General features: G+C 73.2%; 22 protein-coding genes. 12 read left to right on the top strand and 10 right to left on the bottom strand.

The features are described from left to right. Nucleotides 1–320 precede the first annotated feature (320 nt). The 5 genes from ABEA81_RS06020 to ABEA81_RS06000 are packed head-to-tail and all read right to left on the bottom strand — an operon-like array spanning nt 321 to nt 6,115. A complete protein-coding gene (locus ABEA81_RS06020) occupies nt 321–1,292 on the bottom strand; it encodes an LLM class flavin-dependent oxidoreductase (RefSeq protein ID WP_345603792.1) in 972 nt (323 codons plus the stop codon). After that, nucleotides 1,289–2,560 carry a threonine synthase gene (locus tag ABEA81_RS06015; RefSeq protein WP_345603791.1) on the bottom strand — a complete coding sequence of 424 codons (1,272 nt, stop codon included), beginning with the start codon at nt 2,558–2,560 and terminating at the stop codon, nt 1,289–1,291. The genes ABEA81_RS06020 and ABEA81_RS06015 overlap by 4 nt, the downstream gene beginning before the upstream one ends. Next, nucleotides 2,557–3,762, bottom strand: a complete 1,206-nt coding sequence (locus ABEA81_RS06010; RefSeq protein ID WP_345603790.1) for a Xaa-Pro peptidase family protein — start codon at nt 3,760–3,762, stop codon at nt 2,557–2,559. Before ABEA81_RS06010 ends, ABEA81_RS06015 begins: the two co-directional genes overlap by 4 nt. Next, complete coding sequence (locus ABEA81_RS06005) at nt 3,759–4,781, bottom strand: TIGR03619 family F420-dependent LLM class oxidoreductase (RefSeq protein WP_345603789.1); 1,023 nt, start codon at nt 4,779–4,781, stop codon at nt 3,759–3,761. Before ABEA81_RS06005 ends, ABEA81_RS06010 begins: the two co-directional genes overlap by 4 nt. Then, a complete protein-coding gene (locus ABEA81_RS06000) occupies nt 4,778–6,115 on the bottom strand; it encodes a purine-cytosine permease family protein (protein ID WP_345603788.1) in 1,338 nt (445 codons plus the stop codon). Before ABEA81_RS06000 ends, ABEA81_RS06005 begins: the two co-directional genes overlap by 4 nt. A 95-nt stretch (nt 6,116–6,210) precedes the next feature. Between ABEA81_RS06000 and ABEA81_RS05995 the strand changes: the two genes are divergently transcribed. Beyond that, the gene (locus ABEA81_RS05995; protein WP_345603787.1) at nt 6,211–7,392 is read left to right on the top strand and encodes a PucR family transcriptional regulator; all 1,182 of its coding nucleotides are present in this window, start codon (nt 6,211–6,213) and stop codon (nt 7,390–7,392) included. A 254-nt stretch (nt 7,393–7,646) separates the two neighbouring features. Here the strand turns inward: ABEA81_RS05995 and ABEA81_RS05990 are convergent, their stop codons facing one another. The 3 genes from ABEA81_RS05990 to ABEA81_RS05980 form a co-directional block, all read right to left on the bottom strand. Next, complete coding sequence (locus ABEA81_RS05990) at nt 7,647–8,387, bottom strand: FHA domain-containing protein (RefSeq protein WP_345603786.1); 741 nt, start codon at nt 8,385–8,387, stop codon at nt 7,647–7,649. Between the two features lie 82 nt (nt 8,388–8,469). After that, on the bottom strand, nt 8,470–10,233 hold the full coding sequence (locus tag ABEA81_RS05985) for a serine/threonine-protein kinase (protein WP_345603785.1): 1,764 nt from the start codon (nt 10,231–10,233) through the stop codon (nt 8,470–8,472). Nucleotides 10,234–10,849: 616 nt separating this feature from the next. Beyond that, nucleotides 10,850–11,980 carry a helix-turn-helix transcriptional regulator gene (locus ABEA81_RS05980; RefSeq protein ID WP_345603784.1) on the bottom strand — a complete coding sequence of 377 codons (1,131 nt, stop codon included), beginning with the start codon at nt 11,978–11,980 and terminating at the stop codon, nt 10,850–10,852. A gap of 199 nt (nt 11,981–12,179) precedes the next feature. On the opposite strand from ABEA81_RS05980, the gene ABEA81_RS05975 reads away from it, so the two are divergent. From ABEA81_RS05975 to ABEA81_RS05965, 3 genes are read left to right on the top strand one after another with little or no spacing between them, the layout of a single operon-like run. Then, complete coding sequence (locus tag ABEA81_RS05975; protein WP_345603783.1) at nt 12,180–13,043, top strand: LLM class flavin-dependent oxidoreductase; 864 nt, start codon at nt 12,180–12,182, stop codon at nt 13,041–13,043. Nucleotides 13,044–13,071: 28 nt separating this feature from the next. Further along, nucleotides 13,072–13,605 carry a hypothetical protein gene (locus ABEA81_RS05970; protein WP_345603782.1) on the top strand — a complete coding sequence of 178 codons (534 nt, stop codon included), beginning with the start codon at nt 13,072–13,074 and terminating at the stop codon, nt 13,603–13,605. Beyond that, the gene (locus tag ABEA81_RS05965) at nt 13,598–14,665 is read left to right on the top strand and encodes a methyltransferase (protein ID WP_345603781.1); all 1,068 of its coding nucleotides are present in this window, start codon (nt 13,598–13,600) and stop codon (nt 14,663–14,665) included. The genes ABEA81_RS05970 and ABEA81_RS05965 overlap by 8 nt, the downstream gene beginning before the upstream one ends. Nucleotides 14,666–14,762: 97 nt before the next feature. On the opposite strand, the gene ABEA81_RS05960 is transcribed toward ABEA81_RS05965, so the two are convergent. Both ABEA81_RS05960 and ABEA81_RS05955 read right to left on the bottom strand, forming a co-directional pair. Next, complete coding sequence (locus tag ABEA81_RS05960; RefSeq protein WP_345603780.1) at nt 14,763–15,359, bottom strand: TetR/AcrR family transcriptional regulator; 597 nt, start codon at nt 15,357–15,359, stop codon at nt 14,763–14,765. Next, entirely contained in the window at nt 15,356–15,970 is a 615-nt protein-coding gene (locus ABEA81_RS05955) for a TetR/AcrR family transcriptional regulator (RefSeq protein WP_345603779.1), read from the bottom strand. Before ABEA81_RS05955 ends, ABEA81_RS05960 begins: the two co-directional genes overlap by 4 nt. Nucleotides 15,971–16,151: 181 nt before the next feature. Here ABEA81_RS05955 and ABEA81_RS05950 point away from each other — a divergent pair, with 181 nt between their 5' ends. The 8 genes from ABEA81_RS05950 to ABEA81_RS05915 all read left to right on the top strand — a co-directional run bounded on the left by ABEA81_RS05950 (nt 16,152) and on the right by ABEA81_RS05915 (nt 25,801). Beyond that, a complete protein-coding gene (locus ABEA81_RS05950) occupies nt 16,152–17,738 on the top strand; it encodes a class I adenylate-forming enzyme family protein (protein WP_345603778.1) in 1,587 nt (528 codons plus the stop codon). An 81-nt stretch (nt 17,739–17,819) separates the two neighbouring features. Beyond that, nucleotides 17,820–18,590 carry an SRPBCC family protein gene (locus ABEA81_RS05945; protein WP_345603777.1) on the top strand — a complete coding sequence of 257 codons (771 nt, stop codon included), beginning with the start codon at nt 17,820–17,822 and terminating at the stop codon, nt 18,588–18,590. Beyond that, the gene (locus ABEA81_RS05940) at nt 18,587–19,993 is read left to right on the top strand and encodes an aldehyde dehydrogenase family protein (RefSeq protein ID WP_345603776.1); all 1,407 of its coding nucleotides are present in this window, start codon (nt 18,587–18,589) and stop codon (nt 19,991–19,993) included. The genes ABEA81_RS05945 and ABEA81_RS05940 overlap by 4 nt, the downstream gene beginning before the upstream one ends. Next, nucleotides 19,990–21,132, top strand: coding sequence for an alcohol dehydrogenase catalytic domain-containing protein (locus tag ABEA81_RS05935; RefSeq protein ID WP_345603775.1), 1,143 nt, complete (start codon nt 19,990–19,992; stop codon nt 21,130–21,132). Before ABEA81_RS05940 ends, ABEA81_RS05935 begins: the two co-directional genes overlap by 4 nt. After that, nucleotides 21,129–21,926, top strand: coding sequence for an MBL fold metallo-hydrolase (locus tag ABEA81_RS05930; protein ID WP_345603774.1), 798 nt, complete (start codon nt 21,129–21,131; stop codon nt 21,924–21,926). Before ABEA81_RS05935 ends, ABEA81_RS05930 begins: the two co-directional genes overlap by 4 nt. Nucleotides 21,927–21,937: 11 nt before the next feature. Beyond that, a complete protein-coding gene (locus ABEA81_RS05925; RefSeq protein ID WP_345603773.1) occupies nt 21,938–22,702 on the top strand; it encodes an SDR family NAD(P)-dependent oxidoreductase in 765 nt (254 codons plus the stop codon). Nucleotides 22,703–22,739: 37 nt separating this feature from the next. Continuing rightward, entirely contained in the window at nt 22,740–25,064 is a 2,325-nt protein-coding gene (locus tag ABEA81_RS05920) for a xanthine dehydrogenase family protein molybdopterin-binding subunit (RefSeq protein WP_345603772.1), read from the top strand. Next, nucleotides 25,061–25,801, top strand: a complete 741-nt coding sequence (locus ABEA81_RS05915; RefSeq protein ID WP_345603771.1) for an enoyl-CoA hydratase — start codon at nt 25,061–25,063, stop codon at nt 25,799–25,801. Before ABEA81_RS05920 ends, ABEA81_RS05915 begins: the two co-directional genes overlap by 4 nt.

Below are 25,801 nucleotides of genomic sequence, written 5' to 3'. Positions count from 1 at the left end.
CTTTCTGGGCTTTCGCATCCAGCGCCGACCCGAACGAGGCTCCGCGTCAGCTTGCTCGGCGGGATCAGCGTTGCCGGCGGGCTGCTCTTGTTCGCCCGTCGGAGAATCGCAACGTCCACCTGGTGAGCGTGTCCCCGTAGTCGCGCAGGTGCTCGCCCATCTCGTCACGGCGGCAGTAGCTGGAACGGGCCGACGTGCCTCGGCCGCGATGCGGAAGTGCTGAACGCCCGCGAGTTCTCCAGGAACGGGAAGTGGGAGTTCGCCGGTGCGACCGGGAGACGGTGCGGCCGTCCTGCACCGGCGTTCCCGTGTCGGCGCGGTCAGCTGCTGTGGGAGGCGTTGTCCGTGACGAGCGCGAGGACGGCACTCAGCTCGGCGGCGGCGTCGGGGCGTCCGGTGTCGCGGAGCACAGCGACGTCCAGCCCGGCTGCCGCCTGGCTGGCGAGGTGGCGGCGCACGTCATCTTCGTCGCCGGCTGCGCAGTACCGGTCGAGGTCGGCGTCGGTCACCAGGTCGGTCCGGGGCGTACCGGAGGCCCAGCCGGCGCGGAAGGCCCGCGCTCGCTCTGGTTCCATTCCCGCGATGCGCGTGATCAGGTGCTCGCCGTGCACGCCGAGGTAGCGGGCGACCAGGGGGCGCGCGACCGCCCGGGCCCGGTCGCGGTCCGGATCCAGGTGCACCGTGACGTAGGACCACAGCCGCAGCGAGGGTCCGATGAGGTCGCGCACCCACGCCACGTAGGCGGGAGCGGACAGGATCGACAGCAGCGCCCCGTCGCAGCGGCTCGCCGCTGCCCGCAGCGCCCGGGGCCCCTTCGCGCCGACGACGAGCGGGATCGCGGACGCTCCGTCCCGGTAGCCGAGTCGGGCGTCCACCCGCCACCCGTCGCCGTCGTGGCGCACCGGCCGCCCGTCCAAGGCGGCGCGGACGATGTCGAGCGCCTCGGCCAGCCGCGGCACCGGGTGTTCGAAGGGGATCCCCAGTTGCTCCTGCATCCACCGGGCGTTGGACGCGCCCAGGCCGAGCAGCACCCGGCCGGGGGCGATCTCGTCGAGCGCCGCGGTTTCCATGGCGGTCAGCACCGGGTGGCGCGTCCACGGGTTGACGACCCCGATCCCGATCCGCACGCGCTCGGTGGCCGCAGCGAGGGCGCCGGCCAGGGCGAACGCGCCCCGCTCGAAGTAGTCCTCCGTGACCCAGACCTCGTCGATCCCGAGCCGCTCCACCTCCCGGGCGAGCTCGACGGCCGCGCCGGCCGGACGGGCGCCCGACAGCGAGTACGCCCACCTCACGGGGCCTGCCGGGCGAGCGGTGCGTCGGCGCGCTCGAGGACGGTGTCCAACGCCTCGGGCCTGGCCTCGATGAGCGGGACCGCGGGCAACCCGGCCGCTGTTGCGCCGACGTCCTTCAGCCCGGTCGAGGTCCCGACGAGCACGACCGTGTCCTCGGGGCCGACCAGGCCGGCGCGCTGCCACGCCTCCAGGGCGGGGAGCGTGATCGCCGAGGAGGCCTCGAGGTAGAGCCCGTGCCGTCCGAGCCTGCGCTGCGCGGCGAGCACCGTCTCGTCGTCGGGCACCGCGACCGCCCCGCCGCCGCTGCGCCGCAGGGCCCGCAGCCCCTGGTACGTGCCGACCGGCGAGGCGATCGAGAAGGACACCGACGGCGCGGCCGGGACCGGGCCCGCCCGCTCCGTCCCCGCGGCGAGGGCGGACCGCAGCGGCCCGAACGGTTCGGCAGCGAGCAGCCGCGGCACGCGGTCGGCCAGCCCGAGGGTGCACAGGTCGTCGAACCCGCGGGCGATCCCGGTCAGGCCGTCGGCGTAGGCGGTGGGCACGACGACCACATCGGGCACGCCGGGAAGCTGCTCGAACAGCTCGTAGGCGATCGTCTTGTACCCGTCGATGCCGTAGGAGGGCGAGCCGACGGGTGGGTCGGCGTGGCCGGACATGGGCATCCAGCCCCGCTCGGCCACCAGCTCGCGCATCAGGGCCCACCGCTCGGGCCCGGTCCGCAGTGCCGCGACCGTCGCGCCGTACACGCCCATCAGGGTCTTCATCGCCTGCGGCACGCTCGCCAGGGTGAGGACGACGCAGCGCAGGCCGGCCCGCGCGGCGTAGGCGGCGACGGCGGCGCCGTGGTTTCCGGTGCTGCACACCACCACCGTGTCCACGCCGAGCTCTGTGGCCTTCGTGACCGAGACCGCGGCCAGGCGGTCCTTGTACGACCACGTCGGGTTGCGCGTCTCGTCCTTCACCAGGAGCCTGGCGACGCCGACCCCGCGGGCCAGCTCCGGCAGGTCCACGACCGGTGTCCCGCCCTCGCCGAGGCTGACGGCCGGGGTGCCGGGATCCAGCGGCAGGAGCTCCCGGTGCACGAACAGGCCCGGCTCCCCGGGGCTCCGGGGCAGCGCCGGTGGTTCGCGGCGCAGGCCGGCGATGTCGAGCACCGGCAGGACGTTGGCGGGCACACCGTCCGCCGCACAGGCGGGGCACCCGGCACCGAGCAGCTCCAGCGCGGGCTCCGGGTACTCGCGCGCGCAGCGCAGACAGCCGAGGCTCATGCAGCCACCACCCGCAGGTCCCGGTCGGCATCGGTGAGCACCCGGACGCCGTCGTCGGTGACCAGGACCAGGTCCTCGACCATCATCCCGCCCCAGCCGACCTCGTAGTAGGGCGTCTCGAAGCAGAACGTCATGCCCGCCTGCAAGGGCGTGTCGACCGCGGGGGAGATGATCGGCGCCTCGTAGACCGACTGGCCGATGCCGTGGCCGCAGTGGTGGCGGCGGTAGGGCCGGATGCCGCCGTGCTCGACGGTCGCGACGGCGGCGTCGAACACCTCGGCCGCGGTGATGCCGGGTCGCGCCCGGCGGAACTGCTCGTCCTCGCCCGCGAGGATGGCGGCGTAGCGGGCCGCCTGCTGTGCGTCGGGCTCACCGAGCACGGCGGTGCGTCCGATGTCGGCCCAGTAGCCGTCGATGGTGCAGCCGACGTCGAACCGCGCCAGTTCGCCCGCTCGCCAGGCCCGGTCGGTGGCCGGGGCGTCGGCGAGTGCGGTGCGCGGGCCGGTGGTGGAGACGATGAAGCGGGGAAGGCCGCCGCCCGCCGAGATCGTGGCGCCGATGACGCCCGCGAGCTCGAGCTCGGTGATCCCGGCACCGGCTGCTGCCAGCGCGGCGTCGATGCCGGCGTCGACCAGCCGGGCCCCGTACGTCAGCAGCTCGACCTCCCCGGGCAGCTTGACGGCGCGGACCGCGGTCATCACCTGGCCCGCCTCGACCGCGTCGAGTCCGTCCAGCGCCGCGGCGAGGGCCGAGTTGCCCGCCAGGTCCTCGACCCCGACCCGGGTGCCCGGCCGCAGTCCGGCCCGGTGCAGTGCGGTACCCGTGGCGGCCGGCAGGTCGGGGTGCACATCCGCGGCCTCCGCGACCGGGTCCGCGGTCGCGGACTCGAAGTAGAAGCGGCCGAACGGCACCACCCGGTCCACGGGGAACCCGGCGTCGACCGCCGGGGCGATGTCGGCCGACGGCAGGACGAGCAGCGCGTCGTCCATCGTGATCAGCGCCGCCGCGCGCCAGCCACGGAAGACGACGCTGCCGACGCTGACGTACCCGGTGGCGTACGAGACGCTCTCCGGCGAGGTCAGCAGCACCGCGTCGAGGTGCTCGGTGGCCAGCGCACGGCGCAGCCGGTAGAGCCGTTCGCCTGCGAGGCGGTGCAGGTCGACGACAGGCCGAACCGGTAGCCCGAGGGTGTGTGCCGTCATCGGGCCGGCCCCTGGACGTGCGTGGGCATGACCGTCGTGCTGAACTGCTCCATCATCTCCAACGTCTCCGTGACCGTGTCGGCGGCGAACAGCAGACCCGCCATCGTGGTGACCCCGGCGGCGGCGTAGGCCTCGATCTGCTCGCCGACGTCGTCGACGGTGCCGATCAGGTTGCGCTCGGCGAACCCGCCGCCCTTCTGGTCCTTCAGCGTCGAGCGCGAGAGCGAGCGCATGTGCGCGGCCAGCTGCGACGCCTCGAAGCGGCGCTCGGCCTCCTCACACGTCGCACCGACGCAGACCGCGACCTGCAGCGCCACCTCGAACCCGGCGGGCAGGTCGCGGCCCACCTGCTCGGCCTCGGCCCGGATCTCGGCGTATCCGGCGGCGGCCTCGGCCGGGGTGAGACAGGCCGGGAGCCAGCCGTGGCCGTAGCGCGCAGCCCGTCGCCGGCACGCGGGCGCGTTGCCACCGGAGAGGATCGGGAGTGGCTGCTGGACGGGCAGCGGGCTGCATTCCACGTCCCGGTAGCGCACCCAGCGCCCGTCGAACGAGGAACGCCGCCGGGTCAGCAGCGCGTCGAGGGCCTGCATGGCCTCACCGGCGTGCTCGCCGCGGTGCAACCGTTCGTCCGGGTGCATCGCCTCGAACTCCTCCCGGTACGCGCCGATCCCGACCCCGGCGACGACCCGGCCGCCGGAGAGCTGATCCAGCGTCGCCAGCTGCTTCGCCGCGACGACGGGGTGCCGGAACGGCAGCACCATGATCGCGGTGGCGAGCCGGACCCGCTGGGTGCGGGCGGCGACGAACGAGAGGTAACCGAACGGGTCGTAGTACCGCGGCGCCTCGTCGAACTCGGCGCGGACGTAGTGCTGGGTGGTGACGTGGTCGTTCGCCCACACCGACTCGAAGCCGAGCCGCTCGGCCTCGACCGCGAGCGCGACGGCCTGCGTCGCGTCCGCGTACGGCACCGGGTACATGAGACCTTCCGTACCGGTGGGCACGCCCAACCCGAACCTCATGCGCTGCTCACCGACGTGGCTTCGGTCTGCCGGGAGCGCAGCAGCGATCCGACGATCCCGTAGAGGACGGCGCCGGCGACCAGGCCCTCGATCGCGTCCGTCAGCAGGAACCCGGTGGACCAGGCGAGCAGCGATGCGACGAGCCAGCAGAGCAGCGCCTCCCAGCGCACGGTCGGCGCCTCGCTCAGCAACCGGGCGCCGCTGACCCCCCGGGCGACCAGCCAGAAGTGCGCGATCAGGACCCCGGCGAACGGCGGCGCGACGACGCCGACCACCCCGAGGAACACGCCGAACTGGGCGGCGGCGCCGGACAGGGCCACGAGGACCGCGATGACGATCGCCACGATCGTCCACACCCACTTCGGCACCCGGAAGCCCAGCAGGTCCGAGGCGCTGGTGAAGGCGAGCGACGCCGAGTACAGGTTGTTGTCGGCGGTGTTCCACAGGGCGAGGACGAGCATCACCACCGCGGGCGCCAGCAGCCCGAGGCTCTGCATGACGACCACGAAGTTGCTGTTGCCCACGCTCATCGCGGACAGCGTCGCGATGAGCTCGAAGGTCCCGGCGCCCACGACGAAGCCGGCGATCACCCCCAGCAGGACGTGCCGGCCGCTGCGGGCGTAGCGGGTGACGTCGCTGACCAGCGCCGCGCCGGTGATCCAGGTCGACATCACGGCGCCGACCGCCGCGCCGAACCCGATCCCGGCCGCCGGTACCACCGCGACGACGCCGGCGAAGCCGTCCTCGGTGCGGGCGATCGCGACCAGCGCCAGCAGCGCGATCGCGATCTCGATCGGCACCGCGATCGCCGAGTAGCGCTGCAGGCCCTTGAACCCGAAGATCGCGGTGCTCGTGATCGCCAGGGCGAACGCGAGCACGAACGCCCACCCGGGAACGGCCGGGATCAGCTTGTTGACCGCGGTGCCCCAGGTGTCGGCGAGCACGCCGATGAACCCCATCGCGACCACGCCGAGCAGCATGGTGACGATGATCGAGCCGCGGGTGCCGAACACCGCGCGCGAGGCGAGGTAGCTGGTGAGCCCGGTGCGGAAACCGACCATGCCGATCAGGTAGGCGACGGCCACCAGCAGCACGTTGCCGAGCAGGATCGCGAGCAGCCCCTCGCTGAAGGTCGTCCCGCCGCCGACGACGCCGCCGACCAGGAAGCTCGAGACGCTGATGTTCCACCCGATCTGCACGATGACCAGCTGCATCACGCTCTTGCGCTCGGCGGCGGGGACCGGCTCCAGCGCGTGGTCCTGGAGGGTGTCGGCGAGCGTGGAGGGTGGGTCCGCGTCGTCGGCGAGCGGTGGTGGGTGGTCGGCTGCGGTCATGGTGGCCTCCGGGCCTCGGAGCTGATCCCGCAATGGTGACGGCGACACGGTTTGTGGAACACGTGGAACGGGCGGGATTCGGTCATCCTGGTGTTGTGGACGTTCCACAACCAGCACGTCGCCTGCTCGAGGAGTCCGAGGCCCTCGGGCGGGAGCTGACCGACCAGATCTGGCAACACCTGCCCGGCTACGAGTCGGCGTGGATGGAGGCCGAGGAGCTCTCGGAGATGGTCGTGAGCAACGTGCACACGCTTCTCGCGGCGGTGCTGGCCGATCGCCGGCCGGAGGGCGCCGAGCTGGAACCGGCGATCCGGCTGGGGGAGCGCCGGGCCGCCCAGGGCGTGCCGCTCGAGGCCGTGCTGCGGTCCTGGCACACGGCGGAACGGGAGCTGGCCGCCAGGCTGCTCCAGGCCTACAGCCCGGACCTGCAGGCCGGTCGCCGGGTCACCGAACGGCTGGCGGTCGCGGTGGACACCCTGACCGATGCCTCGGTCGCGTCCTACCGCCGCACCCAGGCCGCCGCCACCGGCGAGTCCGGCCAGGAGTCCATCGACCTGGTGTCCCGGCTGGCCGCGGGGGAGCCGCTCGCGGCGGTGGAGGTCGAGCGCCAGGCGGCGATGACCGGTGTCGACGTCGGCCGCCCGCACCGCGCACTCGTCCTGGCGGTCGGTCGCGCCGACTCCGCGGGGCTCGCCCGGTCGCACCGGGTCCTCCTCGAGCACGTGCAGCCGCACGCCCACGGCCGGACCATGACCGGCTACCACCGTGGCATGGTCGTCCTGCTCGCGGCCGACGCCGGCGGGTTGCCGGCGGCGCTCGCCCGCGCGGCGCGGCGCCCCGAGCTGCCGTTGCCGGCCGTGATCGGGGTGGGCGACCCGCGTCCGCGGCTCGGCGAGATCGGTGCCTCGTGCCGGGAGGCGGTGGCTGCCACGGAGGTGTCGCTGACCCTCGGGCTCCGCCGGTCGACGGTCTTCTACCAGGACGTGCTGCCCGAGGTGCTGCTGCGGGACAACCCGGTGACGGCGCGCCGGTTGGTCCGGGCGCGGCTCGGTCCGTTGCTGGACCGCCCGGTCCTGCTGGAGACTCTGGTGGCCTACCTCGAGGCGGGCCTGTCGCAGCGCGCGGCCGCCCGGACGCTGGGGATCCACGAGAACACCGCGTCCTACCGCCTGCAGCGCATCCTCGAACTGCTCGGGGCCGAGAAGCCCGCGGCGCTGGTCCGCGCCGACCTGATGCTCGCTCTGCTCGCCCACCGGCTGGCGAGCGCCGAGGAATGACGATGCCGCCGTCCGACACAGGCGAGTTGGCGGACGTGGGTGTGGAATTCGCGATCGCCGCCTTCACGTCCTCCTCGACGCTCGTCAAATCGTTCGGGCCCGCGATCCCCGTGGAGTTGTGCGGAGGTGCCGCCGCCGTCGCCGCGGGTGTGCTCACGACTCGACGATTCGTCAAGAGGTCCGCGTTGACAGCCCGAAAGGCGGTTCCAGGTAGGAGTGACGGCGGCGGGTCGTTGCTCGTGGCGGCGGTGCGCTCAGCCGTCCGCCCACTCGTCGAGCCGCTGCAGGTCGGTGGGGACGAGGGTGGCGGAGCGGATGAGCTCGCGGATCAGGTGGTCGTTGAGCTGGTTGCCGATCGGCTGGGGCAGTTCCGAGGCGACCAGCCCGAACACGCCGTGCCGGTGCAGGCGTTGGCGTACCTTCGCGACCCGGTGCTCCACCGTCTTCGTGCGCCACCCGCCGTGCGGGTCCAGCTGGGCGAGCACCGCCGCGGCCTCGGACCAGGACAGCGGCTGCGGGTAGGGCTCGTGGCGCAGGTAGCGCTGGCCGAGGACGATGAGGGCGAGCCGTTCGCCGTCGGTCAGCGGCCACACGGGTGGACTCATCGTTTCGTGGTCGTGGCGCGCGGTCGGGCGCTGCCCGTCGCTGCCCACGACGTACACCTCCAGCAGGTGCTGGCGGTTCCCGCCGCCGAGGATGAAGAGCGGCGTGTACCCGTCCGTCAGCGGTACCGGGTCCGCCCCGGCGAAGAGTTCCCCCGTCGGCAGGCGGATCGGACGCCGTCCCGTGGCACGCACCGTCCAGTGGCCCTGTGCGTGCTCGAGGCGGCCGTGCTTCTTGCTCACCCACTGGTCGTCGCCGCCGACGCAAACGTGCACCTCGTCGGCTTGCCGGCCGAAGAGGACCACCCGACCCTCCTGGGGGCCGACGCTGATCGAGTCGCCGATCGACTGCGCGACGAGCGTGCCCGGCACGGCGGGGTCGACTCCGTGCACGAGGCTGCGCCTCCCTCTCCCGGCCGTCTCCACGGGTGCGAGCCTGCCATCGACGCCCGGGATGGGTCCCGGATCGGCTCGGTCACGGCGTGGCCGGTAGCCGCTCGACGGCCACCGTGGCCACCGCGGTGGCGAGCGCGCAGATGTCCCCTTGGTAGCCCACCTGTTCCACCTCCACGTTGAGCAGCTCGTCGGACGGGTCGCCGCGAGGGTCGAGGTAGGGGCGGTGCAGGATCGCGACGTCGCACCCGGAGACGTCCTCGTCGGCATCCACCACGGCGTCGTGCCCGGCGATCTGCGTCCTGGTGCCGCCGTCCTCATCGAGGCCGTCGTTTCGGTCGTAGTAGATGTCGATGGTCGAGCCGGGCTTCGGGCTCTCCCAGTCGCATTCCCAGCCCGCGAATCCGGGGTCGGGCTGGGCCGCCTCGAGCCCCGGCACCGTAGCGACGGTCGCGGCGTCGAGCAGCCCGCACGCGTCGACGGCGGCGAGCGACGTGGGGTCGAACGGCACCGGGCGGCGGGGCACCGGCCCGCGGGTGAGCACGTCGAGGGCGATCTCAGTGCCGACGTCGGCGACGGCGCACAGGTCCGGTGGTACACCGCGCTCGGCCCGCGTGACGACGCGCACGTCGTGCCCGTCGGGCAGGCGCAGGGCGCGGCCGCACTGGTCGTCGATGGGGCCGCTGCGCACGACCAGGATCCCGTCGTGCTCCTCGCGCACACCGTCCGGCAGCCCCGCGGGTGAGTTCACGAACTGCACCCGGGTGCCGAACCGGTTCAGTTCCGACTCCGGTGACTCCACGATCACGTCGCAGCGGTCGAAGCTGCCGTAGTCGGTCTCCAGCGTGGCCCGGCCGAACCGCTCGAACGGCTCGGGGCGGATCAACCCGCACGGGTCGGCGGTGGCCGGATCGCCCAGTCCCGGCGCCGCGGCGACGGATGCCGGCGGAGATGGCCACAGAATCACTGCCGTCGCGACGACCACGGCGACGGCCGAGGCCACCGCGACCCAGGGCCACCACCGCCTGCCGGCCTGCGCGCCGTCCGCCGCCTGCGCGAGCAGCTGCGCGGCCACCGCCGCGGTGGGCCGGTCGCGGGGCCTGCGCTGCAGCATCCGCACGAGCACCGGGCCGAGGGCGCCGGCCCGGCGGGGCGCGTCCACGACGCCCCTCATCGCGGCGGCGAGGGTCGGGACGAGGTCCCCGTCGCCCCACGGGGAGCGCCCCTCCACAGCTGAGTACAGCGTGGCGCCGAGTGCGAACACGTCGGCCTTCGCGCCGCCCCTCACCCCGTTCGCCACCTCGGGGGCGAGGTAGGCGGCCACTCCGGCGAACGGCCGACCTCCGGTGCCGATCGTGTCCTCACCCTCGACCTTCGAGATCCCGAAGTCGGTGAGCGTGACGTGCTCGCGGTCGCCCACGAGGATGTTGCGCGGCGTGACGTCGCGGTGCAGGACGCCGGTGCCGTGCGCGTAGGCGAGCGCCTCGGCGACCTGCGCACCGATGCCGGCGACCCGGCGCGGCGGCAGACCCCCGGCGGAGAGGTCGGCGAGGTTCGGCGCGGCAACGTATTCCATCACCAGCCACGGCTCGCCGTCGTGCTCCACGAGCCCGTGCACGGTGATGATGTGCGAGTGCTCCAGCCGGGACGCGATCCTCGCCTCCGCGCGCAACCGTTCCCGGGCGCGCTCGCGCTCGCCGGGGGCGAGATGGGCCAGACGGACCCGCTTCAGCGCGACGATGCCGCCGGTCTCCTCGTCCTCGGCGCGCCACACCTCGCCCATCCCGCCCGAGCCGATCTCGGCGACGAGGCGGTATCGCCCGGCGATCACCTCACCAACAGCCACGGAGCCCCCCGAACCCGTCCGGGTGACCGTAGCGGACCGGTCCCGGATCCGCGGGGTGTCGATTCGACGGCTTCCCGATCGCCGTCATCGCGTCGCTGCTCACACCGAGAGGAACGATCATGGCGCACCGCAGGACGTGGTGTTGGCCGGTGACCCTGGCGATGGCAACGTGCGCCGGCTACGCCCGGCCCACTGGCCCAGCCGCCCCTGAGCTACGACGAGCGCGCCCATGAGGTCTCCGACGTCGACCTCGCCGTCGCTGCGGAGCGACGCGACGGACGAGTCCGCTGTCCTTGGCGACGAGGGCCAGGCGGGTCAGGTCGCCGGCCAGCAGGTCCTGGCTGATCGGGTGGTTCAGGACCTCGGTGATCCAGAAGTACAAGTGTGGATCCGCTCAGCCCACAACGGCATCAGCCCGACGGCAACCACCACGGCGCGGAGCCGCCCGTGCCGGGGTCGTTCACGCCGAACGTCGTGTTGCAGCGGCGCCGAGGCCAGGTAGGTCGACGGCGTGCCGGGCGCCACGGAGCACAACGACGTCGAGTCACCGGGAGTGGCCGGCGCGGCTGCCGTGGCGTCGTTCGAGCTGGCCCGCCGCCGTCACCGATGGCGCGGATCAGTACTGCACGTGCGTGACCGGCGCCCCGGCCGCGTGCAGGGACGGCCGGTAATGCTCGGCGAACAGCTTGGCCACCAGCTCGCCCCGGCTGCCGACGCCGACCTTGCCGAAGACCGCCTTGAGGTGATCGCGCACGGTGTGCGTGGACAGGTGCAGGCGCGCGGCGATCTCCGGGTTCGACAACCCTCGGGCCGCCGCCTGCGTGATCTGCTGCTCGCGGGGCGTCAGGCAGTACGCCTCGACGATGATCGGGGCGACCTGGGCCGACTTCGCCGGTTCGACGACCACCGCCACGGGACCGGGCCGGCCGCCGGGCGTGCGCAGGCACGACGCGTGCACGGCGAGCCAGCGCCCGGACGCCGAGCGCAGCCGGGCCGACGTGGGTCCGCGGTCGCGCCCTGCCGCCACCGCGTGGGCGCGGGCCAGGACGGCGGTGACGATGGCGAGCTGCGGGGGCAGCTCGTCGCCGTCCCAGCCGGGGCCGGCCAACTCGGTGAACCAGTGGTCCGCCTGCTCATCGAACGAGCACAGGGCCCCGGCGGTGTCGAACAGCGCGGTGCCGGGCCCGTCGATGTCGGGCGCCGCACCCGGAGTCGGCTCGGTCAGCGCCCGGGCCCGCAGCGCGGCCGCCAACGCCGGGCCTATGCCCGCGATGAGGTCGACCTCGTGTTCGGAGAAGGGCTCACGGCCGCGCTCGCGGAACAGGTCGAGCACGCCCCAGATGGCGTTACCGAGCCGGAACACCGCGCGTAGCTCGTCGCCGTAGCCCTGCGGGGCGAGGAACTCCCGGTAGCGGGCGCTGCGGGCGGGATGGTCGTCCGTCGCAGCGAACAAGGTACCCGCACCCCGGGAACCGCGGGCCAGGTCGCGGAACAACAGCGAGTCCTCGACCAGGAACTCGCGGTCCCAGTAGGACTCGCAGTGCCCGGCCTCGACGTTCTCGATGCGCACCGGGCAGGTCGCCAACGTCGTCGCCGGATCGGTGGCGAACCAGGCCGCTCCGTCGAAGGGCACCATCCGGCGCAGCCGGTGGGAGACGGAGTCGAACAGCTCGATGCTGTCGCCCGGCGCGGCGCAGCTCGCGACGAGCGCCTCCACCTGGCGTTCGCTACTTGCGGTGACCGCCATCGCAGCCGTCCTCGTCCTCCGGGTCGCGGGCCGCACCGACCGGTGTGCCTGGGTCGATGGTCGGGCCAGGTCACCGCGTGGACAACCCCCCGGCTGTAGGGGGTCACCGCCGCCGCGACCGGCGTCTCGCGGGATGGGAACGGCGCCGGCGCGCCGCCATGGTCGTCACCGCAACCACCCACGACGGCTGGAGCACGTGATGAAGATCGGCATCGGCCTGCCCAACGTCATCCCCGGCACCGGGGGCCGCCGGCTGGTCGGCTGGGCGCAGCGCGCCGAGGAGCTCGGTTTCGACTCCCTCGGGGTGACCGACCGCGTGGTCTACGACAGCTACGAGGCGCTGCTGGCCCTCGCCATGGCCGCCGCGGTCACCGAGCGGATCGAGCTGGTGACCAACGTGGTGATCGCCCCGCTGCGCAACACCGGGATGCTGGCCAAGCAGGCCGCGAGCCTGGACCGGGCCAGCGGCGGGCGACTGACCCTCGGCCTCGCCCCAGGCGCCCGCGACGACGACTTCGTCGCCTGCGGGCTGCCGACCCGCGAACGGGGCCGGATGCTCGACGCCCAGCTCGGCGAGCTGCGCCGGATCTGGCAGGGCACCGACATCGGCCCGGCACCCGCCCGTCCCGGCGGCCCCCGGGTGCTGCTGGGCGGCGCCGCCCGGCACGCCGGCCCGCGCGCCGCTCGGCACGGCGACGGCTGGACGATGATGGTCGGCACGCCGGCCGACTTCGCCGCGGGCATCGAGGTCGTGCGCGACTGCTGGGCCGCGGCCGGCCGCCCCGGCACTCCCGCGGCCATGGCCATCTTCTACGCCGCGCTCGGTGACGACGCGCCGCACCTGGTCGAGCACGCCGTCGGCGGCTACTACACCTGGCTCGGCCGCGACATCGCCGGCTACCTCGTCGGATCCGCGGCCACCTCCGAGGCGCAGGTGCACGAGCGGCTGGCGGGCTTCGCGGCCGCCGGCGCCGACGAGGTCATGGTCCTGCCCTGCGCCGCGGACCCCGCACAGCTCGAGCGCCTCGCCGCGGTGGCCCTGCGCCGCGCCGCCCTGGTCTGACGCCCCCACCATCCGGAAGGACACCGACGTGAGCACCTCCACCGTTCCGCGCGCAGACCTCGGACGGCTCGCCGCCGGCCTCGACGGCTCCCCGGCCCGCCCCGGCGACCCCGACCGGGACGCCGCACACCAGGCCTGGCACCTGGCGGTCGACCGGCGCCCCACCGCCGTCGTGCGCGCCGGGTCGGTACGCGACGTCGTCGCGGTCGTCGATGAATCGATGCTCGGGCGGTGGGGCCGCGCCAGCCGAAGACAGGAGGAAGCGATGGAGGTTCCGCCCGCCGGGCCGTGGCCCGTCCCGCGCGTTGCCTGCGACCACCGCACGGCAGGGGGTTGGCGGCTGCGGTCCGCGCACCAGACGTCTGCGGGCACGGTGGCCTATGCCCGCTGCGCCTGCGGGACGTGGCTGGTGTTGCTCGATGGGCAGCCGCTGGCCGCCGCCGGCCAGTTTCTGCGCGGTGGTGCCGAGGGGCGGGTCGGTGATGAAGGTCGTCATCGCCTGCGCCGCCGAGCCGGTCATCCATCCGAGGTTGTCCGGCAGCAGGGAGGAACCGATGACTGACGCGGCCGACAGGTCGGTGACCGATGAGCACGGGCCGGTCGACGACCCCGACCCGTCACTGATCATGCAGGTCGGGATGGGATTCTGGCCGTCCAAGACGCTGCTGACCGCGGTCGAGCTCGGCGTGTTCACCGCCCTGGGCACCGGCGCCGGCACTGCCGGCGAACTGGCCGACAGGCTCGACCTGCGTTCCCGGGCCGTGGCCGACTTCCTCGACGGCCTCGTCGCGCTGCGCCTGCTCGAGCGTGACGGCTCGGGGTCGGCTGCGTCCTACCGGAACACCACCGCGACCGCGGCGTTCCTCGACGCAACGAGCCCGCGGTACATCGGCGGCTTCCTGGAGATGAGCAACGCCCGGCTGTACGGCTTCTGGGGGAACCTGACCGAGGCGCTGCGGACCGGCCGCCCGCAGAACGAGATCAAACACACCGGGCGGCCGATGTTCGAGGAGCTCTACGCCGACCCCGCCCGCCTCGAACAGTTCATGAACGCCATGTCGGGCATCTCGGCCGGCAACTTCCACGCGCTGGCCGAGAAGCTCGATCTGTCCCGCTACCAGACCGTCTGCGACGTCGGCGGCGCCACCGGGCAGCTCTCGATCATCCTGGCGCAGCACCATCCGCACCTGCGTTGCACCAGCTTCGACCTACCGGCGGTGGAGCCCATCGCTCGCCGGGCCATCGGGGCCGCCGGCGTCGCGGACCGGGTGGCCACCGCGTCCGGCGACTTCCTCGTCGACCCGCTGCCCGAGGCGGACGTGATCGTGATGGGCATGATCCTGCACGACTGGAACCTCGATCGGAAGCTGCACCTCATCCGCGCGGCGTACCGGGCCCTGCCGCCGGGCGGCGCGCTGGTCGCCGTCGAGAACCTCATCGACGACGACCGCCGCGAGAACGTCTTCGGACTGATGATGTCGCTGAACATGCTCATCGAGTTCGGTGACGCCTTCGACTTCACCGGCGGCGACTATCGCGGGTGGTGCGAGCAGGTCGGCTTCCGCTCGGTGGAGGTCGTTCCCCTGGCGGGGCCCGCATCGGCAGCGATCGCCTACAAGTAGGACTGCGCCGCCCGGCACCGCGCTGGCTCCAGGAGCGCCCTGAACAACTCGGGCCTACTGCGCACGCTCGCTACGGCCGGAGTTGTTCAGGACCCTCCTAGCGGATCCCTACGCCGACGATGCTCAACGCGAATTCGGTGTACTCACGGGCGACCTGGTCGGGGCCGATCGGCCCGTCGTCCTGGTACCACCGCGCGATGCTGACGCAGAGTTCCCGGATGGCGAACGAGGCGAGGGCCGGCGAGTCCACGGTGAACCTGCCCGCGGTCACGCCGTCGCTGATGATCTGCCGCAGGGCGTGCTCGTGCTCGCGGCGCAGCTCTTGCATCTGCGAGCGGAACGGCTCCTCGAGGCTCGAGGTGTCCCGGTTGACGACGATCGCTTCGCGCCGGTGTGTGGCGTGCCGTCGGGCGTAGACCAGCACTGCGTGGAAGAGCCGGTCGACCGGCTCCGTTCGCCCCTCGGTCGCCTGCCGGAAATCGGCCAACACTCCTCGTACGGTGGCGTCGACGATCGTCCGCAGCAGTTCCTGCTTCGACGTCATGTGGTTGTAGAGGCTCGGGGTGCGCACCTCCAGCGCCTCGGCGATCTGGCTCAGCGCCGTGCCGTGGTAACCGCGCTCGGCGAAGAGCGTCAACGCCGTATCCAGCACCGTCCGGCTGCTCACGGCGTTCCGGGGCGTGGCTCTGGTCATCCGCGGTACCGGCAGATCCGCAGGGCGAACTCCGCGTACTCGTCTGCGACCTGCTCCGCGGTGCGCGGGCCGTCCTCGCGGAACCACCGGGCGATGCTGACGCTCATCTCGAGTATCGCGAAGGAGGCGAGCCCGGCGTTGCCGACGGCGAACGCCCCGCATTCGATCCCGCGCATGATGATCGACCGGATCGCCCGCTCGTGTTCGCGTCGCCGTTCCCGCATTTCGGTGAGGGCGGGTTCGGGCAGGCTCGTCGTGTCCCGGTTGACCACCAGTGCCTCGCGCCGGTGGGTGGCGTGGCGCAGCGCGTACACCCTGGTCGCGGCGCGAAGCTGGACGACCGGATCCTCGCTGTCCGCCACCGCCCCGTGGAAATCCGTCAGGACGTCGCGAAGGGTCGCGGCGACCAGGGTCTCGAGGAGTTCCTGCTTCGACCGCATGTGGTTGTACAGACTCGGCGTGCGGATTCCCAGGCGCTCGGCGATCTGACTCAGCGCGGTGCCGTGGTAGCCGCGCTCCGCGAACAGTGTGAGGGCGGCGTCGAGCACGGCCTCGCTCGTCACCGTCTGCCGCGCCTCCGGCGCCGCGGACTGTGTGTCCGTTGGCGGCATTCCCCAACCCTAACCTCCCGGCCGAGCGGTCGACCGCTAACGGACGCTAGCCAATCGTGCGATGAGGGTCGAGTGGGATGGCGCGGATCCGGGCCCTGGCCTTGTCGTTCACGTCGGAGGGCGCTACCGTGCAGGGCATACTTACGAGCGTTAGCTAGCTGAATCAGCTCAAGGGGGACTGGTGCTGCGGACGGAGTACATCGCGACCGTGTCCGAGTTCCTGGCGGGCCATGCCGGAGCGAGGCCCGATCGGATCGCCTACATCGACGACCAGCGGACGGTCACCTACGCCGAGCTCGCGGACTCCACCGCGCGGATCGCGGGGCACCTGCAGGGCATGGGGGTGGAGCGCGGGGACCGGGTGCTGCTCTACCTCGACAACCGGGTGGAGGTCGCCGAGTCGTACCTGGCGATCCCCCGCGCCGGGGCGGTGGCGGTCTGTGCGAACCCGCAGGCCGCCACGGTCGAGGTCGAGCACATCCTCACCGACAGCGGGTCGCGGGTGGTCATCACCGACGCAGCCCACCTCCCGGTGGTCCGGCACCTCGCTGCGCAGGCGGACCTGCTCGCCGTCGTCGTCGTGGGCGACGCGAGCGGGGCAGGCACGACGGGCCCGGTGGAGGAGGTCGCCTACGCCGACCTGCTCTCGGCGGCGCCGCTCGAGGCCCCGCGCGACTGCCTCGGCCTCGATGACACCGCGTGGATGCTCTACACCTCCGGCACGACCGGCAGGCCCAAGGGTGTCCACCTCACCCAGCGCGGCTGCTTCTGGGTCGTCGCCGCCTGCTGGGCGCCGATCGCCGGCCTCGGGCCGGACGACGTACTTCTCAGTGCGCTACCGCTGTTCCACTCCTACGCCCTGGACCTCTGCATCCTCGGGGTGTTCGCCGTGGGCGCGACCGCCCGGATCCTGCCCAGGTTCTCGGTGTCCGACGTCACCACCCGCTTCGCGGGCGGGCCGGAGGGGGACGTCACCGTGTTCCCCGGCGTCCCGACGATGTTCCACTACCTGCTCGACCGGATCGGCGAGGAGGGGCTCAGCGCTCCGGCGCTGCGGGTGTGCCTGTCCGCGGGCGCGATCCTGCCCGCGGCGGTGAACGAGAGGTTCGAGACCGCGTTCGGCGTCCGGCTGCTCGACGGCTACGGCATCACCGAGACCTCGACGATGGTCACGATGAACTGGCCGACCGGCACCCGGGTCATGGGCTCCTGCGGGCTGCCGCTGCCCGGGCTCTCGGTCCGGCTCGTCGACCCTACGACGGGGGACGACGTCCGGCAGGGCGAGGAGGGGGAGCTCTGGGTCCAGGGGCCCAACGTCACCCCCGGCTACCACAACCTGCCCGAGGCGAGCGCCGCCGTGCTGGTCGACGGCTGGTACCGAACCGGTGATCTCGCCCGCCGCGACGTGCACGGCTACCTGCGGATCAGCGGCCGGATCAAGGAGCTGATCATCCGCGGCGGGGAGAACATCTACCCGGCGGAGGTGGAGGACGCGCTCATGGCCTCCGAGCAGGTCGAGGACGCCGCAGTGGTCGGTGTGCCCCATCCGCACCTCGGCGAGGTGCCGGTGGCGTTCGTGATCCCGGCCCGGCCGGGCGGGCTCGACCACGCGGCCGTCCTCGACACCGCGCGCGCCCGGTTGTCGTCGTTCAAGCTGCCGGACCGCCTCGTCGAGTGCACCGAGATCCCCCGCACCGGCTCGGGGAAGATCCTCCGGTTCCAGCTGCGGCAGCGGCTCACCGACGTCGAGACGTCCGGCAAGGCCTGACCCGAGTCGGCCCACCCCCACCGGCGGCGAGTCGGTGATCCACCTACCAACGAGCGTCAGCGACAGGAGTGCGAACGAGCGATGGAGCTGAGGAACTCCTTCACCGTGGCCGTGCCGGTCGAGCGGGCCTGGGCCGTCCTCACCGACCTCGAGCGGGTGGCCCCCTGCCTGCCGGGTGCGGCGCTGCTCGGGGTCGACGGTGACGACTACCGGGGTGCGGTCAAGGTGAAGGTCGGCCCCGTCACCGCGCGGTACGAGGGCGTGGCCCGGTTCGCGCAACGCGACGACGACAGGCACCACGCGGTGCTGCGCGCCGAGGGCAGGGACGCCCGGGGCCAGGGCAACGCCGCGGCCACCATCGACCTGCAGCTCACCCCCCGGGGTGCCGGCACCGAGGTCGTCGTGGTCACGGACCTGGAGCTGGCCGGCCGGGTCGCCCAGTTCGGGCGCGGGGTGATCGCCGACGTCAGCGGCAAGCTGATCGGCCGGTTCGCCCAGCAGCTCGAGGAGGAGATGGGCCGCGAGGAGTGCGGGCCGTTCACCACCTCCGGTCCCGATGCGGCACCGGCGGATCGTGTGGAGGCGCGACGAGCATCCGTCGACGAGGTCGAGCCTCTGGACCTGATGGCCACCGGCGGTGGGCCGATGCTCGGCGTGATCAGGGCACAGGCCGTGCCGCTCGCGGTCGGCGCGCTCGCGCTGCTCGCCGGGTGGCTGCTGGGGCGGAGCACGGGCCGCACGCGCCGCCCGTCGCCGAGAGGGGCCGCGGCGGCGCCCGTGGTGCTGCAGCTGGTGCTCCCCACCCTGACACCTGCGAACACGACCGTTCACGACGTGCAAGGAGACCGATGATCGAGCTGATCCACGAGCCGGACCTCTACATCGACGGCCGTTGGACCCCGGGCGGGGGTACGGACCTCGAGGTGGAGAACCCGGCCACCGAGGAGGTCACCGGCCGGATCACCCAGGCGTCCACGGAGGACGTCGAGACCGCCATCGCGGCGGCGCGGGCGGCGTTCGGGCCGTGGGCCGCTACGCCGGTGGCCGAGCGGGCCGCCGTGCTGCGCCGCCTCGGCGAGGTCCTCACCGAGCGCGCGGACCTCTTCGCGCACATCATCAACCGCGAGCAGGGCTCGCCGCCCCGGGTGGCTCGCGCCCTGCACGTCGACACCCCGATCGCGGTCGTCGACGCGACGGTCGAGGCGCTGGAGCGCTTCGAGTTCCGTTCCGAGCTCCGCAACTCGCTGATCCTGCTCGAGCCGGTCGGCGTCGTCGCGGCGATCACGCCGTGGAACCTGCCGCTGCACCAGGTCGTCGTGAAGGTCGTCCCGGCGCTGGCGGCGGGTGCCACCGTGGTGCTCAAGCCCGCCGGGCTCACCCCGCTCGCCGCGTTCGAGCTCGCCCGGGCCTTCGAGGCCGCCGGGCTGCCGGCCGGCGCGTTCAACCTCGTGCCGGGCAGCGGGCGCGTGGTGGGCGACCTGCTCACCCGCCACCCCGGCGTCGACCAGGTCTCGTTCACCGGCTCCACCCCCGTCGGGCGCTCGATCGCAGCCGCCGCCGCGGAGTCGCTCAAGCGGGTCACCCTCGAGCTCGGCGGCAAGTCCGCCAGCGTGGTGCTCGCCGGCGCCTCGGACGAGCTGCTCGCCAAGGCCGTCAAGATCACGGTCGCGAACTGCTTCCTCAACGGCGGCCAGACCTGCACCGCGTTGTCCCGGCTGATCGTGCCGGCCGGGAAGCTCGAGCAGGTCGAGGAGCTCGCCGCGGCCGCCGCCGAGAAGTACGTGCCCGGTTCGCGGCTGGGCCCGTTGATCTCCGCAGACCAGCGCAAGGAGGTCGAGTCCTTCCTCGAGCCCGGGGCCGGCGGCGCGGACGCGGTGACGGTGACCTCCCCGCTCGGGCTCCCCGAGCGCGGCTACTACGTCAGTCCCGCCGTGGTATCCCGGGTCGCCCCGGACTCCCGGCTCGCGCAGGAGGAGGTGTTCGGCCCGGTGCTGGCGGTCCTCGCCGCGGGTTCGGACGACGACGCGGTCGCGCTGGCCAACAACAGCATCTACGGTCTCGGCGGCGCTGTCTGGGGTCCGGACGAGGCGGCCCTGGAGGTCGCGGGCCGGCTGCAGACCGGCCAGGTGGACGTCAACGGCGGGGCGTTCAACCCCGCAGCGCCGTTCGGCGGCTACAAGCAGTCCGGGATCGGCCGGGAGATCGGCGAGTACGGCATCGCCGACGTCCTCGAGATCAAGGCGGTGCAGCGGTGAGCGTGCAGGCCGCGCAGGCTACGGACGTGGGGGTCGAGTACCCCCACGCGGTGCGGGCCGCCGTGTTGCGCGAAGCCGGCGCCCCGATGTCGGTGGAGACCATCCGGCTCAGGGCGGTCGGCCCCGGTGACGTCCGCGTGCGGATCGAGACCACCGGCGTCTGCCACTCCGATCTCTCCCTGGCCACCGGCAAGCTGGCCCAGCCGCTGCCGGCGGTGCTCGGGCACGAGGCCTGCGGCACGGTCGTCGAGACCGGTTCCGAGGTCACGGACCTGGCCGCGGGCCAGCGGGTGATCCTGCTGTGGATCACCCCGTGCCGGCAGTGCTTCGCGTGCACGAACGGCCAGCCGCACCTGTGCGAGAACGGCTCGAGCCGCGCGGGTGAGCCCTACGCGCTGACCGAGGACGGCCTGCCGGTGTACCCGGGCCTGACCGTCGGCTCCTTCGCCGAGCAGACCGTCGTCCCGCGCGGCGCCCTGGTGCCGGTGCCGGACGACATCGACGCCGCGGACGCCGCGCTGCTGGGCTGCGCGGTGATGACCGGCGTCGGGGCGGCCACCCACACCGCGCACGTCACCGAGGGATCGTCGGTGCTGGTCGTCGGCCTCGGCGGCGTCGGGCTGTCGGTGCTGCAGGGCGCCCGTCTGGCCGGCGCCACGACGATCGTGGCGGTGGACCGCAACCGGGACAAGGAGGAGCCGGCCGCGGCCGCGGGCGCAACGCACTTCGTGCCCGCCGACGACACGACCAAGAAGGCGGTCCGCGGCCTCACCGGCGGGCGCGGCGCGGACTTCACCTTCGACTGCGTCGGCTCGTCGCGGACCATCCGCGACGCGTGGGGTCTGACCCGCCGCGGCGGTACCACCGTGATCGTCGGCATCGGCGGCACGGACGACACCGTCCAGTTCTCCCCGCTGGAGCTGTTCCACTTCGCGCGCACCCTCAAGGGCTGCGTGGCGGGCTCGGTCGACGCCGAGGCGGACCTGCCGCGCTTCTTCGACTGGGTCCGCGAGGGGCGGCTCGACCTGCGCGGGCTCGTCACCGGACACGGCGCGTTGGCCGACGTCGACCACGCCCTCGACGAGCTCGCGGCGGGCCGCGGGGTCCGCACCCTGCTCACCCCGGGGGAGGGCGCGTGAAGGTCGGCGGGATCGAGATCGTCCCCGTCCTCGACGGGGTCGGGCGCGAGCCGGCGGCCGAGGTCCTGACCCGGCCGGACGTGCCGGACGCCTGGGCCTGTCACGCCGACCTGCTCGACGAGCACGGGACGCTGCACCTCGACCTCGGCGGCTTCCTCGTCCGCACCGGCGAGCGGGTCGTGCTCGTCGACACCGGCGTCGGCACGATCGACAACGGCAAGTACGCGGGCGGCCGGTTCCTCGAGTCCCTCGAGGGGCTCGGGGTGAGCCCGGCGGACGTCACGGACGTCGTGTTCACCCACCTGCACTTCGACCACGTGGGCTGGGCGACGAAGAAGGGGGAGGTCGTCTTCCCCCACGCCATCTACCGGGTGCACGAGGCGGACTGGGCGCACTTCGTCGACTCGCCGGACGCCGAGCCCGGCGCCGTGCGCAAGCTCTCGCCGCTGCGCGAGCGGCTGGAGCCCTTCGACACCGACGGGGAGATCGCGCCCGGCATCAGCGCCCGGCACACCCCGGGGCACACGCCCGGCTCGACCGTGTACGTCGTGTCCGACGGCGACGAGCGGGCCCTGCTGCTGGGCGACGTCGTGCACTCGGTCGTGGAGCTGCACGAGCGGGACTGGGAAGCGGTGTTCGACGTCGACCCCGTCGCCGCGCGGGCGGTGCGCAACGCCATCGCCGACGAGGTGGCGGACTCCACGGACCTCGTCGTCGGCGCGCACTTCCCGGGACTGCGGTTCGGTCGCGTCGTCACGGCGTCCGGCAATCGGACCTTTCAGCAGATCGGATAGGGGAGAACGTCGTGGATCTTCAGCTTGCGGGGAAGAACGTCCTGGTCACCGGGGCGGGCCAGGGCCTGGGCCGGGCGCTGGGGCTGGGCTTCGCCCACGAGGGCGCGAACGTCGCGTTCCACTACAACTCCTCCGCCGAGGGCGCGGAGAAGTCCGCGGCCGAGGCCGCCGAGCTGGGCGTCGAGGCGATCGCCGTGGGCGGGGACCTGCGGGACGCCGCGGCGGTCGCGGCGATCGTCGAGCGCACCGAGTCCGAGCTCGGACCGATCGAGGTGCTGGTCAACAACTCGGCGGTCACCAAGAAGCAACGCTTCCTGGAGTCCACCCCCGAGGATTGGGCGCCGCAGATCGACGTGACCGTGACCGGCACGCTGCAGCTGACGCACGCCGTGGCCAAGCGCATGGCCGAGCGCCAGAACGGCTCGATCGTCAACCTGATGGGCGACTCGGGGCGGGTCGGGGAGTCCGGGCTGCTGGTCACCGCCACCGCCCGCTCCACAACCGTCGGGCTGACCCGCTCGCTGGCGAAGGAGCTCGCCCGCTTCGGGATCCGCTCCAACGCGGTCTCGCTGGCGCTGGTGCGCACGGACAACTTCGACGCGCACGCCGGCACGCCGGAGGCCGAGCAGATGAAGAAGATCCTCGCCCAGTACCCGCTGCGCCGGGTCGGGCGCCCGGACGACATCGTGCCGATGGTGCTGCTGCTGGCCTCGCCGCGGTCGTCCTGGACGACCGGGCAGGTCGTATCGGTCAACGGCGGTTACGCGATGCCGTGACCACCCCGGTCGGCGACACTTCGGCGAGGAGGAGCAGATGGCAGCGGAGAGGGCGGCAGGTGCGCTCGGTCGCAACGTCCGCCGCAAGGAGGACCAGCGGCTGATCACCGGGCGCGGCCGGTACGTCTCGGACATCGAGCTGCCCCGGATGCGGCACGTCGCCTTCCTGCGCAGCCCGTACGGGCACGCCCGGATCACCGGTGTGGACGCGAGCGCGGCGCGGGAGGCGGGGCACCGGGTGTTCACCGGTGCGGACTTCGCGCACGTCGCGCTGCGGGCGCAGTCCGCCCTGCCCTCGTACGTCGAGACCGACCAGCCGGTCCTCGCCCACGAGAAGGTCTGCTACTCCGGCGAGCCGGTCGCCGCGGTCGTCGCCGCGGACCGGTACCGGGCCGAGGACGGGCTGGAGCTGGTCGACGTCGAGTACGAGGCGCTGCCCGCCACCGTCTGCGCCTGGGTGGAACCGGCGGAACCGGTGCATCCGGAGGCGCCGGACAACGTCCTGCTGCAGCGCACCTTCGACGCCGGCTCGGTCACGGACGCCTTCGCGGCAGCCGACCTGGTCGTCGAGCGCGAGCTGATCACCAACCGGCACGCGGGCAACCCGATGGAGTGCCGGGCGGGCGTCGCGCTGTGGGACGCCGCCGACGGCAAGCTGACCTTCTGGAACGGCACCCAGGTGCCGCACATCGTGCGGAACATGATCGCCGAGCTGCTGGACCTGCCCGAGGGCAAGGTCCGGGTCGTCGCTCCCGACGTGGGCGGCGGATTCGGGGTGAAGTCCGTGCTGTACGCGGAGGACGTCGCGTTGTGCCTGATGGCGCGGCAGATGCCGGGGACCCCGCTCAAATGGGTGGAGGACCGGGCCGAACACCTCCTCGCCGCCACCCACGCCCGCGACCACCGCTACCTCATGAAGGCGGGCTTCGCCGCCGACGGCACGCTGCTCGCGGTCGAGGCGGATGTGACCTGCAACGTCGGGGCGTACTCGGTCTACCCGTGGACCGCCGGCATCGAGCCGCTGATGGCAGGCGGGCTCCTGTCCGGGCCGTACAAGCTCGAGAACTACCGCTGCACCGTGCGCGGGGTGGCCACCAACACCGCGCCGTCGGGCCCGTACCGCGGGGTCGCCCGGCCGGCGAGCGTGTTCGCGATGGAGGCGGTGTTCGACGCGGCCGCGGCCCGGCTCGGCCTCGACGCGATCGAGATCCGCCGGCGAAACGTGATCACGCCCGAGGACATCCCGTACACGATGCCCTCGCGCCTGGTCGACGACTCCGGCCACTACGGGGAGTGCCTCGACAAGGCCCTCGCGGCGTTGGGCTACCCCGCCTTCCGCGCCGAGCAGGCCCGCCGCCGGGAGGCAGGCGAGAACCCGCTCGGCATCGGCGTGGCGCTCTACAACGAGCTCACCGGGCTCGGCCGCGCCGCCAGCGCCGGCCCGCGGATGCCGTTCCGGACCGGGCACGACGCCTGCACCGTGCGGGTCAACCCGGACGGGCGGGTCACCGTGATCTCGGGCATCACGTCCCAGGGCCAGGGCTCGCAGACCATGATCGCCCAGATCGTCGCCGACGCGCTCGGGGTCGGCTACGACGACGTCGACGTCCGCATCGGGGACACCGACGAGGCGCTGTGGGGCTTCGGGGCCTTCTCCTCGCGGCAGGCCGTCATCGGCGGCGGTGCGGCCCACAACACCGCCCTCGAGGTGCGGAAGAAGCTGGTCCGGCTGGCCGCGGACCTGATCGAGGCGGCCGAGGACGATCTGGAGGTCGTCGGGGGCGAGGTCTTCGTCCGCGGTGACCCGAAGCCGCAGATCACGGTCGCCGAGGTGGCCCGGGTGGCCTACCTCGAGTCCAACCGGCTGCCGGCGGGTATCGAGCCCGGCCTGGACGCCACCGCGTTCTACGACCCGATCCGCGGTGCCTTCGCCGCCGGCGCGCAGGTGGCGGCCGTCGAGGTCGACCGCGCCACCGGCGAGCTGCGCATCCTGCGGTACGTGTGCGTCGAGGACGCCGGACGGGCGATGCACCCGCAGATCGTCGACGGCCAGATCGCCGGGGCCATCGCCCAGGGCATCGGCGGGGCGATGTACGAGCACCTCGTCTACGACGACGCCGGCAACCTCTCCACGGGCACCCTGCTCGACTACCTCATGCCCACCAGTGCCGAGGTCCCGGACATGGTCATCGGTCACGTGTCGCGGCCGGCGGCCAACCCGCTCGGGGTCCGCGGGGTGGGGGAGGGCGGCACCCTCGGGCCGAGCGCCGTGCTCGCGGGGGCCGTGCGGGACGCCCTCGGGATCGACGTCGACACGCTGCCGATCAGCCCCGGGAGCGTCTGGAAGGAGCTTCAACCGTGATCGACCTCTCCTGGCAGGGGAGGGTCGCCGTCGTCACGCTCGACCGGCCCGACAAGCACAACGCCCTGAACATCGAGCTCTGCGACCGGCTCGGAACGGCGGTCGGCGAGCTCACCGTGGCCGGTGAGGCGCGCGCGATCGTCCTCACCGGCAACGGCCGCAGCTTCTGCTCCGGCGCGGACCTCGACGAGGTGTACACCGCGGACTTCCGGGACGCGCTGTACGGCATGTTGCACACCGTCACGGACGCCCCGGTACCGGTCGTGGCCGCGGTCAACGGCCCGGCCATCGGCGCCGGCACCCAGCTGGCGATCGCCGCGGACTTCCGGGTCGTGGCGCCGCGGGCCCGGTTCGCCGTGCCGACCGCACGCCTCGGGCTCGCCGTGGACCCGTGGACCATCCGCCGGCTGGCATTGCTGGCCGGCAACGGGGTGGCCCGGCGGCTGCTGCTGGCCTGCGACCAGATCGAGGCGGACGCCGCCCTGGCCGGCGGGCTCGCGGACCTGGCCGGTACCACCGACGAGGCCGTGGCCTGGGCGCGGCAGATGGCCGAGCTGGCACCGCTCACCCAGGCCTACTCCAAGCGCGTGCTCAACGAGGTCTTCGAACCGGGGCTCGACGAGCTCCTGGGCAAGCAGCTGGACGCGGCGTTCGAGGGGTGCTGGGTGAGCGAGGACTTCGCCGAGGGTCGGCTCGCCCGCACCGAGAAGCGGCCGCCCGTCTTCCGGGGGAGGTGA

The organism is Pseudonocardia adelaidensis (genome assembly GCF_039543345.1).
GTDB classification, from domain to species: domain Bacteria; phylum Actinomycetota; class Actinomycetes; order Mycobacteriales; family Pseudonocardiaceae; genus Pseudonocardia; species Pseudonocardia adelaidensis.
The sequence above is the reverse complement of the archived record's forward strand: the minus strand, read 5'-3'. Positions and strand labels throughout refer to the sequence as shown.

What these genes read in the sequence shown, in the direction of transcription:
- ABEA81_RS05980 (WP_345603784.1), bottom strand. Translation starts at nt 11,980, where the DNA reads ATGGCGGTCACCGCAAGTAGCGAACGCCAGGTGGAGGCGCTCGTCGCG.
- ABEA81_RS05955 (WP_345603779.1), bottom strand. Translation starts at nt 15,970, where the DNA reads ATGCCGCCAACGGACACACAGTCCGCGGCGCCGGAGGCGCGGCAGACG.
- ABEA81_RS06005 (WP_345603789.1), bottom strand. Translation starts at nt 4,781, where the DNA reads ATGAGGTTCGGGTTGGGCGTGCCCACCGGTACGGAAGGTCTCATGTAC.
- ABEA81_RS05975 (WP_345603783.1), top strand. Translation starts at nt 12,180, where the DNA reads ATGAAGATCGGCATCGGCCTGCCCAACGTCATCCCCGGCACCGGGGGC.
- ABEA81_RS05945 (WP_345603777.1), top strand. Translation starts at nt 17,820, where the DNA reads ATGGAGCTGAGGAACTCCTTCACCGTGGCCGTGCCGGTCGAGCGGGCC.
- ABEA81_RS05960 (WP_345603780.1), bottom strand. Translation starts at nt 15,359, where the DNA reads ATGACCAGAGCCACGCCCCGGAACGCCGTGAGCAGCCGGACGGTGCTG.
- ABEA81_RS05965 (WP_345603781.1), top strand. Translation starts at nt 13,598, where the DNA reads ATGACTGACGCGGCCGACAGGTCGGTGACCGATGAGCACGGGCCGGTC.
- ABEA81_RS06010 (WP_345603790.1), bottom strand. Translation starts at nt 3,762, where the DNA reads ATGACGGCACACACCCTCGGGCTACCGGTTCGGCCTGTCGTCGACCTG.
- ABEA81_RS05940 (WP_345603776.1), top strand. Translation starts at nt 18,587, where the DNA reads ATGATCGAGCTGATCCACGAGCCGGACCTCTACATCGACGGCCGTTGG.
- ABEA81_RS06015 (WP_345603791.1), bottom strand. Translation starts at nt 2,560, where the DNA reads ATGAGCCTCGGCTGTCTGCGCTGCGCGCGCGAGTACCCGGAGCCCGCG.
- ABEA81_RS05920 (WP_345603772.1), top strand. Translation starts at nt 22,740, where the DNA reads ATGGCAGCGGAGAGGGCGGCAGGTGCGCTCGGTCGCAACGTCCGCCGC.
- ABEA81_RS06000 (WP_345603788.1), bottom strand. Translation starts at nt 6,115, where the DNA reads ATGACCGCAGCCGACCACCCACCACCGCTCGCCGACGACGCGGACCCA.